Annotated in this window: 13 protein-coding genes; 9 read left to right on the plus strand and 4 right to left on the minus strand. The window is 74.0% G+C overall.

What is annotated here, in order from left to right; translation table 11 throughout:
- Positions 1 to 69: 69 nt before the first annotated feature.
- From BN3788_RS07375 to BN3788_RS07405, 6 genes are all read left to right on the plus strand, one after another.
- On the plus strand, positions 70 to 849 hold the full coding sequence (locus BN3788_RS07375; protein ID WP_147525084.1) for a hypothetical protein: 780 nt from the start codon (positions 70 to 72) through the stop codon (positions 847 to 849).
- A gap of 118 nt (positions 850 to 967) precedes the next feature.
- A complete protein-coding gene (locus BN3788_RS07380; protein WP_147525085.1) occupies positions 968 to 1522 on the plus strand; it encodes an IPT/TIG domain-containing protein in 555 nt (184 codons plus the stop codon).
- A gap of 152 nt (positions 1523 to 1674) precedes the next feature.
- Positions 1675 to 3399 (plus strand): HtaA domain-containing protein, encoded by a 1725-nt coding sequence (locus BN3788_RS07390; RefSeq protein WP_066583751.1) that lies wholly within the window; start codon positions 1675 to 1677, stop codon positions 3397 to 3399.
- A 200-nt stretch (positions 3400 to 3599) separates the two neighbouring features.
- The gene (locus tag BN3788_RS07395) at positions 3600 to 4940 is read left to right on the plus strand and encodes a sigma-54-dependent transcriptional regulator family protein (RefSeq protein ID WP_234346528.1); all 1341 of its coding nucleotides are present in this window, start codon (positions 3600 to 3602) and stop codon (positions 4938 to 4940) included.
- 307 nt (positions 4941 to 5247) lie between these two features.
- On the plus strand, positions 5248 to 5802 hold the full coding sequence (locus tag BN3788_RS07400) for a DinB family protein (protein ID WP_082812679.1): 555 nt from the start codon (positions 5248 to 5250) through the stop codon (positions 5800 to 5802).
- A 188-nt stretch (positions 5803 to 5990) separates the two neighbouring features.
- The gene (locus BN3788_RS07405) at positions 5991 to 6905 is read left to right on the plus strand and encodes a hypothetical protein (protein ID WP_066583764.1); all 915 of its coding nucleotides are present in this window, start codon (positions 5991 to 5993) and stop codon (positions 6903 to 6905) included.
- A 91-nt stretch (positions 6906 to 6996) separates the two neighbouring features.
- Here the strand turns inward: BN3788_RS07405 and BN3788_RS07410 are convergent, their stop codons facing one another.
- The 4 genes from BN3788_RS07410 to BN3788_RS07425 form a co-directional block, all read right to left on the minus strand.
- Positions 6997 to 7914 carry a transglutaminase family protein gene (locus BN3788_RS07410; RefSeq protein ID WP_066583766.1) on the minus strand — a complete coding sequence of 306 codons (918 nt, stop codon included), beginning with the start codon at positions 7912 to 7914 and terminating at the stop codon, positions 6997 to 6999.
- On the minus strand, positions 7911 to 10460 hold the full coding sequence (locus BN3788_RS07415; protein WP_066583768.1) for a circularly permuted type 2 ATP-grasp protein: 2550 nt from the start codon (positions 10458 to 10460) through the stop codon (positions 7911 to 7913). The genes BN3788_RS07410 and BN3788_RS07415 overlap by 4 nt, the downstream gene beginning before the upstream one ends.
- 119 nt (positions 10461 to 10579) lie before the next feature.
- On the minus strand, positions 10580 to 11131 hold the full coding sequence (locus BN3788_RS07420) for a GNAT family N-acetyltransferase (protein ID WP_082812680.1): 552 nt from the start codon (positions 11129 to 11131) through the stop codon (positions 10580 to 10582).
- A gap of 10 nt (positions 11132 to 11141) precedes the next feature.
- Positions 11142 to 11513, minus strand: coding sequence for an ArsR/SmtB family transcription factor (locus BN3788_RS07425; protein WP_066583770.1), 372 nt, complete (start codon positions 11511 to 11513; stop codon positions 11142 to 11144).
- A 96-nt stretch (positions 11514 to 11609) separates the two neighbouring features.
- On the opposite strand from BN3788_RS07425, the gene arsM reads away from it, so the two are divergent.
- The 3 genes from arsM to BN3788_RS07440 all read left to right on the plus strand — a co-directional run bounded on the left by arsM (position 11610) and on the right by BN3788_RS07440 (position 13977).
- Positions 11610 to 12395 carry an arsenite methyltransferase gene (arsM, locus tag BN3788_RS07430; protein WP_066583772.1) on the plus strand — a complete coding sequence of 262 codons (786 nt, stop codon included), beginning with the start codon at positions 11610 to 11612 and terminating at the stop codon, positions 12393 to 12395.
- 113 nt (positions 12396 to 12508) lie between these two features.
- On the plus strand, positions 12509 to 13567 hold the full coding sequence (arsB, locus tag BN3788_RS07435; RefSeq protein ID WP_390619896.1) for an ACR3 family arsenite efflux transporter: 1059 nt from the start codon (positions 12509 to 12511) through the stop codon (positions 13565 to 13567).
- Positions 13564 to 13977: an arsenate reductase ArsC gene (locus BN3788_RS07440; RefSeq protein ID WP_066583774.1), complete on the plus strand. Its 414-nt coding sequence runs from the start codon at positions 13564 to 13566 to the stop codon at positions 13975 to 13977. The genes arsB and BN3788_RS07440 overlap by 4 nt, the downstream gene beginning before the upstream one ends.
- Position 13978: the final 1 nt, after the last annotated feature.

A 13978-nucleotide genomic window follows, 5' to 3' on the forward strand; every position in this document is an offset into this window, starting at 1 on the left:
CCTGCACCGCCCTGCGGAGGTAAGGCTAACATTAGGAAGGTAACCCTAAGTCGTAGTACGGTCCGGCTCGTGCAACGACCTGACCTCACCCGACGCCTCCTGGCCGTGACAGCGCTCGTCGCCTGTGCGATGACGGGCGCCACCGCCGCGTCCGCCGCGCCGGCCGGAGACCTCACGGTCTCGCAGACCAACGGCCTCACGCCCGGGCAGCCGGTGGCGGTCACCGGCGCCGGATTCGACGAGGCCAAGGGGATCTACGTCGCCATCTGCGTCGACAACGGCCCGGGCGCCACGCCCACGCCCTGCCTCGGCGGCGTCGACATGGAGGGGACTGCGGGCGGCTCCGCATGGATCTCCTCCAGCCCGCCGTCCTATGCCGCCGGGCTGACGACGCCGTTCGGGCCTGGCGGCACGTTCGAGGTCACCCTGCCTGCCGTCGCCGAGGACGCCGTGGCCGGGGTGAACTGCCGTGAGGTCTCCTGCGCCGTGACCGTCCGGTACGACCACACCCGCGCGGACGACCGCACGGGGGACGTGCTCATCCCGATCACGTTCGCCGCCGAGGGCGCCACTGAGGCCCCCGCCGCCGAGACCCCCACCGCCGACGCGACGCCTGCCGCCGAGCCGACGGAGAGCGTCGCCGACGAGGCCGAGAGCGCCGAGCCCGTCGACGCCGCCGCCGAGGCGGACGACGACACGGGCGTGAACGGCCCCCTCGTCGCCGGAGTGATCGGCGTCGTGCTCCTGGCCGCCATCGCCGGCGGCCTCCTGCTGGCTCGTCGCCGTCGAGGGGCGCTCGCCGCCCAGGCCGCCGATGACGACGACCCAGCCAGCCCTCGCGCCAACTGACTGCCCGCACCCGCACTCGCACCCGCACCACCGAGCATCCGCACCACGCGCACCCGCATCACGCGCACTTCTCGCCCACCCCGGCGCCAGACCGCGCCCGAACTGAAGGAGCTCTCCTGTGCTGACAGGAAATAGGAGGGCCCGGTCCGCCGGGCGAGTCCTCGCCGCGCTGACCGCGGCCGCGATAGCCGCCACCACGGCTGTCGTCGGGATGGCCGGGATGGCCAACGCCGCCGAGGCGCCGAGCATTGACGTCTCGACTGCCGCCGAGGGCGGTGGCGAGATCACCATCACCGGCACGGGCTTCGCTGTGGATGAGATCGGGGTGTACGTCGGCCTCGGCGCCACTGGCGCCGCGAACTTCTACAAGGCCACGATCGCCAGCACAGTGTGGGTGGCGCAGGGCCAGGCGGCGAGCGCCACCACCGCGCCGCTCGAGGCGGATGGCTCCTTCAGCGTCACGTTGACCGTCCCCGCGCCCACGAGCGCAGGCGTCAGCGTCTACGTCTCCAAAGCGCACGGCCAGGGCGCGTTTGCCGATCAGACGCAGAACCTGAGCAGCCCGGTGGCCTACGCGGCAGCGCCGGAGCCCACCCCGACGCCGGAGCCCACCTCCTCCCCGGAGCCCTCGCCCTCACCGAGCCGGAGCCCACGACGTGGACCCCCGCGCTGACGCTCTACGCCGCTGACGGCACGACGTCGCTCGGCAGCACGGCCGTCCGCGCCGGCGACAAGATCGTCGTCAAGGGCAAGGGGTACGACCCGAACGCCAACGTCGGCGGCCGCGGCGCGCCGATCCCGAAGACCCTCCCGCAGGGCGCGTACGTGGTGTTCGGCTCGACGGCCGCCGTCTGGCGCCCCTCGCAGACCACGGCCTCCGGGGTCCGCACGAGCGCGTCGCAGGGTTGGGTCCTCCCCGAGTCCGTCCTGACGCAGGTCAGCGAGGCGATGCAGCCCGCGATCCGCAAGGAGTGGGTCCCGCTGGCCGCTGACGGCACGTTCACGGCGACGCTCACCATCGCCGAGCCCAAGCTGATCGAGGGCGGCGCTGTCGGCGTGTACACCTACGCCGCCGGCGGCACGACGAACGCCGACCAGGAGATCTTCATCCCGGTCAACTACACCTCGACCCCGGTGGCGCCCGAGCCCGAGCAGCCGGCCAACCCGGCGGCCCCGCGCCTGACGGTGAGCCCGGCCACGAACCTCGACCCGACGGTCGACCAGAAGATCACCGTGACCGGCGCCGGTTTCGCCGGCGCGCTGGCCTACCAGGGCGTCTACGTCAACCTCGGCACGTCCGGGCAGTGGACCCCGGGCACGGCGCCGTCGCAGGACGGCTGGGCGGCCCAGGCCTACGCCCCGGCAGCGCGAATCGCCGCGGACGGCTCGTTCACCACGACCCTCACCCTCAAGGCCGGCACGGCGGCCGCGGGCTCCACCTACGTCGCAGCGGTCTTCTGCGCCCACGCCTGCTCGGGCTCCGACCGGTCGCTTGACGCGGTCTCCGGGCCGATCACGTTCACCACGAAGTCCACCGGTGGCACGCTGCCGACCCCGACGCCCGTGGCGCCCCCGGTGCTGGCCGTCGAGGGCGTCCCGACCGGCGGCGGCGTGACCGCTGGCCAGTCGGTGACGATCGTCGCCAGCGGCTTCCAGCCGAACGAGACGGGCATCCGCCTCGAGCTGCACTCCGACCCGATCGTCCTCGCCACCGGCCTCACGGCCGACGCGACGGGCACGGTCCGGACCACCGTGACGCTCCCGGCCAACACGCCCGCGGGCAGCCACCACCTCGTGGTGATCGCCGCCGATGGTCGCCAGGTCGCGTTCCCGGTGACCGTCGCGGCCGCGACGCCGGTCTGCGTGGCGCGCGTCGTCTCCGGCGCCACGCTCACGTGGGGCGTCAAGAGCGACTTCCGCGACTACATCACGGGGAGCATCGCCAACGGCTCCATCACCGCCACCGGCGTCTCGGGCTCGGGTCCGTGGACCTGGAGCGCTGGCAGCGGCACGTTCAACACCAATGACGGCGTGGGCCGCGCGGCCTACGCCGGGTCGGTGCGGTTCAGCGGCCACGGCGGCGTGCTCGACGTGACCATCTCGAATCCGCGCGTCCAGGTGAACAGCTCCACGTCCGCGACGCTCGTGGCGGATGTGCGCACCGCGGAGAAGTCCTACTCGGGCATCGCGGTGGCGACGCTGCGCCTCGGCGACGGCACGGCCTCCCGCTCCGGCGACAAGCTGACGTGGCAGGGCGTCCCCGCGACGTTGGCTGCCGCGGCGGCCCCGGCGTTCGAGGGCTTCTACGCCGCGGGTGCGGCGCTGGACCCGGTGTCGTTCACGCTGCCGCTGGGCGCCGAGACGGACTGCACGAGCGCGTCGGGGGCGGCCCTCGCCAAGTACGGCAAGGGCGGGGTGCTGGCCACCACGGGCGGCGACCTCGACGCGATCGCGTACGCGTTGCTGCTGATCGCCTTCGGTGGCGCCCTGGTGCTGGTCGCGCGGCGCCGGGCACGGACGTCGCCGGTGGAGGCGCGCGTCGAGGGCTGACGCCAGCGTCATCGGCAAGAGGACGGCGCTGATCGGTCGAGGTATTGGCCGATCGGCGCCGTTCTCGGCATGTGGGGGAACTCGCCGCCTCGAATTCCATTGCGAAAGTGTCTTCTTTCGACATTTGCCACTATCGATCTAGAATCGGGACGAATCACTCGACGACAGCCGCTCGACGACGAGGTCGGGAAGGGTGTGTGATGCGCCGACGAGAAGTGCCCGCCGTGCCGCCCGGGGTGGACCCCTCCATCCTCGCGGCCAGCCTGCGCTCGGCCCACGAGGCGTTCCTGACCACCGGCACGCTCGAGAACGGGGTGCGGCCCGTGGTCGCGAGCTCGTGGCGTCGCAGTGCGCGTAACGGCGTGAACCCCGAGCAGCCGCTGGCGCCGGTCGACCTCACCGCCGCTGAACTGGCCGCCTACCGTCGGGACCACCCGTTGGCGGCCGCCATGCCCGCGGTGCGCAGGCTGCTCGTCGAGGGCGCCGTGGGGGATGGGATTGTCACGGCGCTGACGGACGACGTCGGGCGCCTGCTGTGGGTCGAGGGTGACGGCAAGGTGCGCAAAGCCGTCGATCGCGTGGGGTTCGTCGAGGGCGCGTCCTGGGGTGAGGAATACGCCGGGACGAATGCGCCGGGAACGGCCATCGCCGCGCGTCGCGCGTTGCAGGTGTTCTCCGCGGAGCACTTCACCCGCTCGGTGCAGCCGTGGAGCTGCTCGGCCGTCCCGGTGCGGGATCTCGCGACGCGCCGGGTGCTCGGCGTGCTCGACGTGACGGGCGGCGACCATGTCGCGTCGGGCCTGATGCTCTCGCTGGTGCGCGCGACGGTGATGGCTGTCGAGCTCGAGCTGGCAGCTGCGACGGGGGCGCTGCGGATCGGCGCCGGGGAGCAGAACCCGCAGGCGGGCATCGGGCCGCGTGCGCCCGGCACGGCGCGCCTCGAGGTGCTGGGACAGAATGCCGGCGTCCTGCACGGGCCCGATCCGGGTGTCACGCGGAGCCTGAGCCTGCGCCATGCGGAGCTGCTGCTCCTGCTCGCCGCGAACCCCCGGGGGCTCAGCGGCGAGGAGCTCGCGGTGCACCTGCACCAGGACCACCTGAGCGACGTGACGGTGCGAGCGGAGGTGTGGCGGCTGCGTCGGGCTGTGGGCCCGCTGCTGGGCGAGTCGCGTCCGTACAGGTTGGCGGTTCCGCTGTACACGGACGCCGACGCGGTCCGCACGGCGCTCGCGTCGGGCGACGTGCTGGGAGCCCTGGCGAGCTATTCCGGACCGGTGCTGGCGCGCTCGCGCGCGCCGGGGGTGGAGCGCCTGCGCGCCGAGTTGAGCGCCGAGCTGCGGGCGTCGGTGCTCGCGTCGCAGGATGCCCGCGCGCTCGAGCGGTGGGTGGCGACGGATGAGGGCGCGGAGGACTGGCAGGCATGGCAGGGCCTCGCGCGCCTCTCGACGACGGGATCGCCGCGGTGGGCGCGGGCGCACGGCCGGCTGGACCTGCTGTCCCGCGAGCTCGGGGTGGGCCCGGCGAGGCATTTGCGCCGGTGACCCGGGCGTCTTCGAGCCTGTGGACAGGCTGGGGAGAATTCCCTTCAGATCGGTCGGAAACTGCAACCCGGCTGCAACGTGTGGGCGCTTACGGTGGTTTCTACCGGCTTGACCCGCCGCGGAGATCCAGGTCGTGGGGGTCTCCGACTCCGGCTGAGGGGCTTGTCCCCTCGGTTGGACCGCCGGGGTGCCGCACGCCCGGGGGGAGACGTGCGGCACCCTGAGCGGACCGCGGGGCAGGCCGGGCCAACTATGTTCGACGGGTCGCCCCTGCCCTGCGTCGGAGGTCGGGGGCTAGGGTGCACGCATGACGTCTCCCGTGCCCGAGATGCCCCGGTCCGCGCCGCCGATCGTCCCCGACACCAAGGACTGGACGGCGGTCGTCGACGCCGGTTGCGACGAGTGCGGGTTCCGCCCGGACGACGTTGCCCCGGCGGCCCTCAGCGGCACGGTGCGGGACTTGATCCCCCGCTGGCTGGCGGCGTTGCACCGCCCTGACGTGGGGGTTCGCCCGGAGCCGACGACGTGGTCGGTGCTCGAGTACGGCGCGCACGTCCGTGATGTGCACCGGGTCTTCGCGGGGCGGCTGCGCCGGATGCTCGACGAGGATGACCCGCGGTTCGACAACTGGGACCAGGACGCGACGGCGGTGGAGCAGCGGTACGACCTACAAGACCCGGCGGTCGTGGCCGACGACCTCGCCAGGGCGGCGGAGGAGTTCGCGGCCGAGCTCGACACCGTGCGCGAGGAGGATCTCGAGCGGCCGGGGCTCCGTTCCAATGGGTCGGTCTTCACCGTCCGCACCCTCGGGCAGTACTTCCTGCATGACGTGGTCCACCACCTGCACGACGTGCGGGGCTGACGCCGCCCGCAGTTATCCACAGGCTCTGTCCACACCTGTGTGCACAGAGCGACGCTCACGCGGGTGAACCTGTGGACGCACCGGTGGACGGGCGTCCTGAGGGTGATCGACAGGCGTCGCTCACGGAGACCCACGGTGCACACGGAGTGGAAACCTCCCGGCAGCATCGCCTCGGTACCGTCCGCCGCATGCTCACCCTCGTGCCCGGCGTCGCGGGCGGGCCCGTGCTCGGCCTCCCGCAGGGACAAGACGTGCTCGCACTCGCCGCGGCGTGGTTCCCGCGCGCGGCATGGGAGCGCGCCCCGGTGACCGCCGCCCAGGCTCAGCGCTCCGCCCGGCCGATGGCGGGGGCCCGGTTCCGCGGGCTGGCGCAGGACGCCGCCGCCCAGCCCGGCATCCTGCGCATCGGCCCCGACGCGGTGCTGTCGGGGCCGCACCACCTCGAGGCGCCGGTGTCGATGTCCAGCGGCCCTCGCTCAGCGACCCGATTGCTCGACGGCTACGAGGTCCAGCACGACTCCGTCCTGCCGCCTGCCCACGTGATGCGGTGGCTCACCGCGGCCGCACGGCATGCGGGCGGAGTGGTCGTCGCGCCGGATCGGTCCGCGATCTCCACGTATGACGCCGCGATGGTCGTGGACCTGACGCTGTGGTCGGCGGTGGCGCTGCCCCTCGACGCGCTCGTCCGCCTGGTGCGGCCGCGGCTGCCGGGCGCACGGGTCAGCACGTCGGCCCCGGATGCGTCGCACGGCATGGGCGCCTTGGCGGCGGCGCCGTATGAGCTGGTCGCGCGGTTCGAGTACGACGGCGACGTGCGGCTGCGGTTCGCCCGCGCGGACGGACCGGTGGTGCTCGACTCGATCGGGTGGCGCGACCACGGGCCGTTCGCCTACGCCGTCCGATGGGAGCCGCCCCACCCTGCCGAGCTCGACGCCCCGCATCCGACGACGTCGCATCTGATCGCCCGCAGCCGGGTGGCGCCCGTGGTCGCACGGGTGGTGGCGGCGCTGATGCCGGCGGTGGGCGGTGCGGTGGTCGACGACGGCGGGTTCCTGGTGGGCCCGGCTGAACTGGGCGTGCGGGTCAGGGGCTCCGAACGCTGATTGCCCGAGGCGGGGTGGATCGGCGCTTCCGAAGGGCAAGTTGTCCACAGGAGTTGTCCACAGCCCTGTGTTCTCCGCGTATCTCTGCGGGTCAGACTGTGGACGGCCCTGTTGACGAGTCGGTGGACAGCAGCTCGAGGTCCACCGACACCGTCAGGTCGGAGCCCGCGCCCTCGGTGAAGATCACGCCCCGCAGCGGCGGCACGTCCGCATAGTCCCGCCCCCACCCGAGGATCACGTGCCGGTCGCCCACGAACAGGTCGTTGGTGGGATCGACCTCCACCCACCCGGCGCCCGGCACCCACGCGGACACCCACGCATGCGAGGCGTCGGCGCCCCGCAGCTTCGGGCGGCCCGGCGGGGGCGAGGTCTCCAGGTAGCCGCTCGCGTACCGAGCCGGCAGGCCGTGCACGCGCAGCGCCGCGATCATCAGATGGGCGAAGTCCTGGCAGACGCCCGCGCCCTGGGCCAGCACCTCGGCCTGCGTGGTGCCGACGGTGGTGGATCCGGGGCGGTAGGAGAGCTCGGTCCGGATGCGGTGGCTGAGCTCCGCGAGGACCTCGCCGAGCGGACGTCCCGGCGTGAACGTGGGCGCCGACCAGGCCCGCACCTCGGCGGACAGCGCGACGTGCCGGGACGGCAGCAGCGCCTCGCGGAGCGGGATCTCGGCGCGGGCGGCTCGGGTGGCGTCCTCCCAGCTGATGTCGGGCAGCGTCGCGACGCTTGCCGCCACCCGGGACACGGCCACGGTGGACCGTGCCGTGACGACCAGCTCGCGGTGCGGGGTGGTCACCGCGAAGTACGTCGACCCGTTCCCGAAGTAGTCGACGTGCGCGTCGGTGTCCGCTGGCGCCGGGTCCACCGTGACCGCGGACCCGAGGACGTGCTGATCGGGCAGGTCGCGGGGCAGCAGCGTGGTGCGCCCGTAGGAGCGGGTCACCGGCTCGCTGTACCGGTAGGACGTGCGGTGCACCACCGCGTAGGTCCGCGCCGGCTGGGCCCCGCTCATCGGCCAGGCTCCGGGCCCTCGTCGTCGACCCGGCCCGGGCCACCGGACTCGCTGGCGCCCCACACCTCGTCGTACGCACGGCTCGGAGTGGGGTGGGTGAAGTACACGCGGTTGATCTCGTCGGCCACGGCCCGCAGCCGCCAGCGCAGCGACTCGAGCGCGTCGGCGAGGCGGTCGCGCCGCCCATCCTCCGACGCGAGGGCGACGGCCGTGGTGTCCAGCTCGGTGAGCAGGTCCGCGAGGTCGTGCAGCAGCCGGTCGCACTGGTCGAGCGGCTCGCGCGGGGTCGGGACCGCCGCCAGGTCCTCCCGCAGCCGGCCGAGCTGGAACGCGAGCGAGCGCGGGTTGGAGGCGTCGGTGAGCAGCAGGTCGAGCACCGTCGTGACGCTCGCCCTCGACTGGTTGCGGCGGCGGTACGTGAGGATCGACTCGTGGGCGAGCAGCACGGACTCGACCACCAGCGAGTCGACGTCGTCCGATCGGCGGAGGGTCAGGGTGCGGTCGAGGGCGTCGAGCACCCCCAGGGCCCGCTCGGTGCGCCGGCCCGCGTCGAGGAGGCGCCAGCCCGCGTCGAGCACCATGCTCTCGGCGCCGATGCCGGCCACCGCGAGCAGCGCCTCCAGCAGCCGGTCCAGCACCGGGCCCATGCCGGTGGCGCCCAGGTCGCCGCGCGGCTGCGTGCCGGACCGGTCGCGGTCCTCGGCGGAGGCGTCCGCGAGCGCCCGCTCCATGCTGGCCAACGGCAGCCACGTGTCCTGCGAGAGCTGGTCGCGCACTGCCGCGGCGGCCTCTGCGAGGCGGCGCACCGACCAGGCGACAGTTCCCGGCCGCCACCGTTCGAGGAGCTGGGTGCGCAGTTCGGTGGTGGTCGTGGAGGTGCGATGCGCGCCGGGGGCTCGGCCCACCCATGCCCGCGGCTCATCCGCGTCGAGGGCCGCGAGCAGCACCGCGAGCGCGCGTCCGCCCGTCGAGCCGGGCGCGCGGTGGAAGTCCTCCCAGCGGTCCACCGCGGCGCGCAGGGCGCGGACCGTGCCCTCGGCGCGCTCGGCGTAACGGCCCATCCAGAAGAGGTTCTCCGCGGTGCGCGGGGAGAGGCTGGTGGGGATGCGCTGCGGCGCCGCGTCACCGTGCACCCACGAGTCGGGGCTCGTGTCGGGCTCGGAGGACACGACCCACACGTCCTTGGCCACCGGGCCGGGCGCGGGGTCGGGCTGCGCCGCCCCGGGGGTCAGGCGCGCCAGCCCGCCGCGCATCACCTGGTAGTCGCCGCCGTGCGCGACGGCGAACGCGCGCAGCCGGGCCGAGCCGGTGGCGGGGTCCATGGCGTCGACGGGCTCCTGGCCCACCCACAGCTCGGGGCGCGCGCGGATCTGGTCGGCGAGGTCGTCGCGCTCGGCGCGGCCCAGCAGCCAGCCGTCCACGGGGGTCGCGTGCGGGGTGGTGGGCCGCACGGTCATCCGGTCGAGGCGCGTCAGGACGTGGGCGCGCGCGGACTCCTCTCCGCACCAGAACGTGGCCGGGGCGCCGAGCCGGAGGTCCTGCCCGAGCACCTCCCGGGCCAGGCGTGGCAGGCAGGCGAGCAGCCCGGGGTTCTCCAGCACCGAGCTGCCGAGCGGGTTCACCACGCCGACGCTCCCGGCCCGCAGCGCGCGCACCAGGCCGGGCACCCCGAGCCGGGAGTCGGCACGCAGCTCGAGCGGGTCGCACAGGTCGTCGTCGATGCGGCGCAGCACCACGTCCACCTGCTCCGCGCCGTCGACGCCCTGCGCCCACACGCGGCCGTCGCGCACCACCAGGTCGCTGCCCTCGACCATAGGCAGGCCGAGCATCGACGCCAGGTAGGCCTGGTCGAAGGCGGTCGCGCTGTACGGGCCAGAGGTCAGCAGCACCACGCGCGGCTCGTCGACCCCCCGTGGCGCCGCGTCGCGCAGCGCGAGGCGCAGGGCGTGGAAGAACGGCCCGATGCGCTGGATGGGCGCCTGCCGGTACACCCCGGCCAGCACCCTGGCGACGACGCGGCGGTCCTCCATCGCGTAGCCCGCGCCGGCCGGGGCCTGCGTCCGATCGGCCATGACCGTCCAGGCGCCTGCGGGGTCGCGGCACAGGTCGGTGGCGCTGAGCACGAGCCGACGCGCGCCCGGCGACGGCAGCCCGTGCACCGCGCGCAGGAACCCGGGGTGGCCCAGCACCAGCTCGGGGGGCAGCAGGTCGTCGCGCAGCAGGCGCTGGGGGCCGTACAGGTCGGCGAGGACCGCGTCGAGCAGCTCGGCGCGCTGCACGAGGCCCGCCTCCAGGGCGGCCCACTCCTGCTCGTGGACGACGACGGGCACCGGGTCGAGCCGCCAGTCACGGGCGCCGTTCTGCGTGTCGTCGCTGCCGTGGCTCACCCCGTGGTCGGCGAGGAGCCGGGCCGCCTGCGCGCGGTACCGGGCGAGGTCGGTGTCGGTGGGGGCATCGGCGGCGTCGGGCAGCCACGGCCAGTCGGGCCCGTCGCCGGTCGACGGCTCCGCGCCGGGCATCGGCGGGGAGGGCAGCAGGTCGGTCATCTGCCCGCCCTCCCGTCGCCGTGGCGAGCCGGCTCCGGCCCCTCACCCATGATGAGGGCAGGACCCCGGCGTTCGGGGGGCATCGGCTCCGCGTGTTCGTGCGGTCGCCCTGCGAGCGGTCAGATGCGCGGGCTGCGCCGCTCCAGCAGCACGACGTCGAGCCACCGGCCCGCATGGGGCCCATGCGTCATCACGCCGATGCGCTCGCGGACGCCGACGACGCGGAACCCGGCGGCGGCGTGCAGTGCGAGGCTCGCGGTGTTCTCCGTGAAGACGCCGGCCTGGATCGTCCAGATGCCCGCGGCCTCGGTGGAGTCGACGAGGGTGTCGAGCAGCAGCCGCCCCACGCCCCGGCCGTGGGCGCTGGGGGCGACGTAGACGGAGCCCTCGACCACTCCGGCGTACACGCATCGCGATGACACGGGGGAGGCCGCGCTCCAGCCGAGCACCTGGCCGCGCGCGTCGAGGGCGACGTGGCGCTGATCGGCCAGGTGGCTGGCGTCGAAGTCCTCCCAGGTGGGCGGCGAGCTCTCGAAGGTGCTGGCGCCGGTGGCGATGCCGGCGGCGTGGATGTCCCGCACGGCGGGCCAGTGCTCGGCGGTCAGGGGAGCGGTGGTGAGCGGGGTGGCGGCGCCGGGCGCGCGCGGGGCATGTGGCGCGCGCTCAGTCATGACCGCGGCGTCATGACCGCGGCGCGACGGGGCTGGTCAGGGTCGCGGCGATGGCGTCGAGCGCGCCGGGGACGAGCGCGTAGTAGGCCCAGACGCCGCGCTTGTCGCGGGTGAGCAGGCCGGCGTCGACGAGCACCTTGAGGTGGTGGGAGACCGTGGGCTGGCTCAGCCCGAGGGGTTCGACGAGGTCGCAGACGCAGGCCTCGGCGCCCTCGTGGGACGCGACGAGGGAGATCAGGCGCAGCCGCGCCGGGTCGGCCAGCGCCTTGAGGGTGCGGGCCAGGGCGGCGGCGTCGGGCGCGGAGAGCGGCTCGTGGGTCAGCGTGGCGCAGCAGGCGGTGCTGGTGGCGGTGTCCACGCTGGAGGTCGCGCTGGCGGTCATCTGGCCAGTATGGCCAGCCCGATCCGCGCTGTCGATATTGACGGTCGTCGATGGATGGCGCCATCCTCATATCGACACCCATCGATGGAGGAAGCCATGACCGAGTCAGCAGCGAGTGGGCAGCAGGAGCAGCAGATCGGGCTGCGCGAGCAGGTGCGGGCGCGCTACGCCGCAGCCGCCCTCGCCGTGACCACGCAGGGCGGCGATAGCGCGGGCGGGTGCTGCGCCGGGACCGAGCTCGAGCTCGACGACCAGTTCGGCGGCGCGCTGTACGACGCGGCCTCGGCCGACCAGGTGCCCGCCGAGGCCCTTCTGGCGTCGCTCGGCTGCGGCAACCCGACGGCCGTGGCCGACCTGGCGCCCGGCGAGCGCGTGCTCGACCTGGGCTCGGGCGGCGGCATCGACGTGCTGCTCTCCGCCCGGCGCGTCGGCCCTACCGGCTTCGCCTACGGCGTGGACATGACCCAGGAGATGCTCGACCTGGCCCGCGCGAACGCCGAGCGCGCCGGAGTGCAGAACGTCGAGTTCCTGCACGGCGCCATCGAGGACCTCCCGCTCGACGACGCCAGCGTGGACGTCGTCATCTCGAACTGCGTCGTCAACCTCTCCACCGACAAGTCCGCCGTGCTGCGCGAGGCGCACCGCGTGCTGGTCCCCGGCGGGCGGATCGGCATCTCCGACGTCGTCGCCGAGGACCGCCTCAGCCCCGCCGACCGTGCCGAGCGTGGCTCGCACGTCGGCTGCATCGCCGGGGCGCTGTCCCGCGCCGAGTACCTCGACGGTCTGCGGGCGGCCGGGTTCGCCGACGCCGAGGTCGCCTTCACGCACGAGGTCGCCGACGGGATGCACGGCGCCATCGTCCGCGCGACGAAGCCCGCGTGAGCCGAGCCCGAGTGAGCCGAGCCCGCGTGAGCCAGGCGTCGGCCGCGTCCGAGTCCGTGCTGCGGCGGCTGTCCGCCCTGGACCGTCTGCTGCCCGCGTGGATCCTCGCCGCGATGGCGCTCGGCCTGCTGCTCGGACGTGCCGTCCCGGCGCTGGGCGATGCGCTCCAGTCCGTCACGATCGGCTCGATGTCCGTGCCGATCGCCGTCGGCTTGCTCGTGATGATGTACCCGGTGTTGGCCAAGGTCCGGTACACCGAGACGGCCCGCGTCACCGGCGACCGCCGGCTGCTCGTGGCGTCGCTCGCGCTCAACTGGATCGTCGGGCCCGCGCTGATGTTCGCGCTCGCCTGGCTGCTGCTGCCCGATCAGCCCGAGTACCGGACGGGCTTGATCATCGTGGGGCTGGCGCGCTGCATCGCGATGGTGCTGATCTGGAACGACCTCGCCTGCGGTGACCGGGAGGCCGCGGCGGTGCTCGTCGCGATCAACTCCGTGTTCCAGATCGTCGCGTTCGCGGGCCTGGGCTGGTTCTACCTGCAGGTGCTGCCCGGGTGGCTCGGGCTGGCCACGACCTCCGCGCAGTTCTCGGTGGGGTCGATCGCCGTGTCCGTCCTGGTGTTCTTGGGCGTCCCGCTCGTCGCCGGCTTCCTCACCCGGACACTGGGCGAGCGCCGGCGCGGCCGGGACTGGTACGAGCAGCGGTTCCTGCCGCGGATCGGGCCGGTGGCGCTCTACGGCCTGCTGTTCACCATCGTCGTGCTGTTCGCCCTGCAGGGGGAGGCGGTGCTGAGCCGCCCGCTCGACGTGGCGCGCATCGCGCTGCCGCTGCTGGCCTACTTCGTGCTGATGTTCGGCGGGGCGTTCGCCCTGGGCCGCCTGCTCGGGATGAGCTACGCCACCACCACGACCCTGTCCTTCACCGCCGCGGGCAACAACTTCGAGCTGGCGATCGCCGTGGCCATCGCCTCGTTCGGGGCGGCCTCCGGGCAGGCGCTCGCGGGCGTCGTCGGTCCGCTCATCGAGGTGCCCGTGCTCGTGGGGCTCGTCTATGCCGCCCTGTGGGCGGGGCGGCGGTGGTTCCCTGGCGATCCGACCGTCCCCGCCCGTGTGCCCACGTCGTCCACAGCTGTCCCCGTGCACGCCTCGACCCCTGCCAGGAGCTCCCGATGACCGACAAGCCCAGCGTGATCTTCGTCTGCGTCCATAACGCCGGCCGCTCCCAGATGGCCGCGGGGTTCATGTCCGCGCTGTCCGGCGGCGCCGTCGAGGTCTGCTCGGCGGGCTCGATGCCCGCCGAGCAGATCAACCCCGTCGCGGTGCGGGCCATGGCCGAGGTCGGCATCGACATCACCGCCGCCCAGCCCCAGGTGCTGACCCCGGATGCCGTGCGGGCCTCCGACGCGGTCATCACGATGGGCTGCGGCGACGTCTGCCCGATCTTCCCCGGCAAGCGGTACGAGGACTGGGTGCTGGAGGACCCGGCCGGGCAGGGCATCGAGTCTGTGCGGCCCATCCGGGACGAGATCCGCGTGCGGGTCGAGGCGCTGCTGGCGGAACTGCTCGGGGGCCCCGGCGCCTGAC

The sequence above is a fragment of the Cellulomonas timonensis genome, from assembly GCF_900046455.1.
GTDB classification, from domain to species: Bacteria; Actinomycetota; Actinomycetes; order Actinomycetales; family Cellulomonadaceae; genus Cellulomonas_A; species Cellulomonas_A timonensis.

Bases quoted from the DNA above. Each gene is read 5' to 3' on its own strand.
- BN3788_RS07395 (WP_234346528.1), top strand. From the start codon at position 3,600: ATGCGCCGACGAGAAGTGCCCGCCGTGCCGCCCGGGGTGGACCCCTCC.
- BN3788_RS07400 (WP_082812679.1), top strand. From the start codon at position 5,248: ATGACGTCTCCCGTGCCCGAGATGCCCCGGTCCGCGCCGCCGATCGTC.
- BN3788_RS07405 (WP_066583764.1), top strand. From the start codon at position 5,991: ATGCTCACCCTCGTGCCCGGCGTCGCGGGCGGGCCCGTGCTCGGCCTC.
- BN3788_RS07410 (WP_066583766.1), bottom strand. From the start codon at position 7,914: ATGAGCGGGGCCCAGCCGGCGCGGACCTACGCGGTGGTGCACCGCACG.
- BN3788_RS07415 (WP_066583768.1), bottom strand. From the start codon at position 10,460: ATGACCGACCTGCTGCCCTCCCCGCCGATGCCCGGCGCGGAGCCGTCG.
- BN3788_RS07420 (WP_082812680.1), bottom strand. From the start codon at position 11,131: ATGACTGAGCGCGCGCCACATGCCCCGCGCGCGCCCGGCGCCGCCACC.
- BN3788_RS07425 (WP_066583770.1), bottom strand. From the start codon at position 11,513: ATGACCGCCAGCGCGACCTCCAGCGTGGACACCGCCACCAGCACCGCC.
- arsM (WP_066583772.1), top strand. From the start codon at position 11,610: ATGACCGAGTCAGCAGCGAGTGGGCAGCAGGAGCAGCAGATCGGGCTG.
- arsB (WP_390619896.1), top strand. From the start codon at position 12,509: ATGGCGCTCGGCCTGCTGCTCGGACGTGCCGTCCCGGCGCTGGGCGAT.
- BN3788_RS07440 (WP_066583774.1), top strand. From the start codon at position 13,564: ATGACCGACAAGCCCAGCGTGATCTTCGTCTGCGTCCATAACGCCGGC.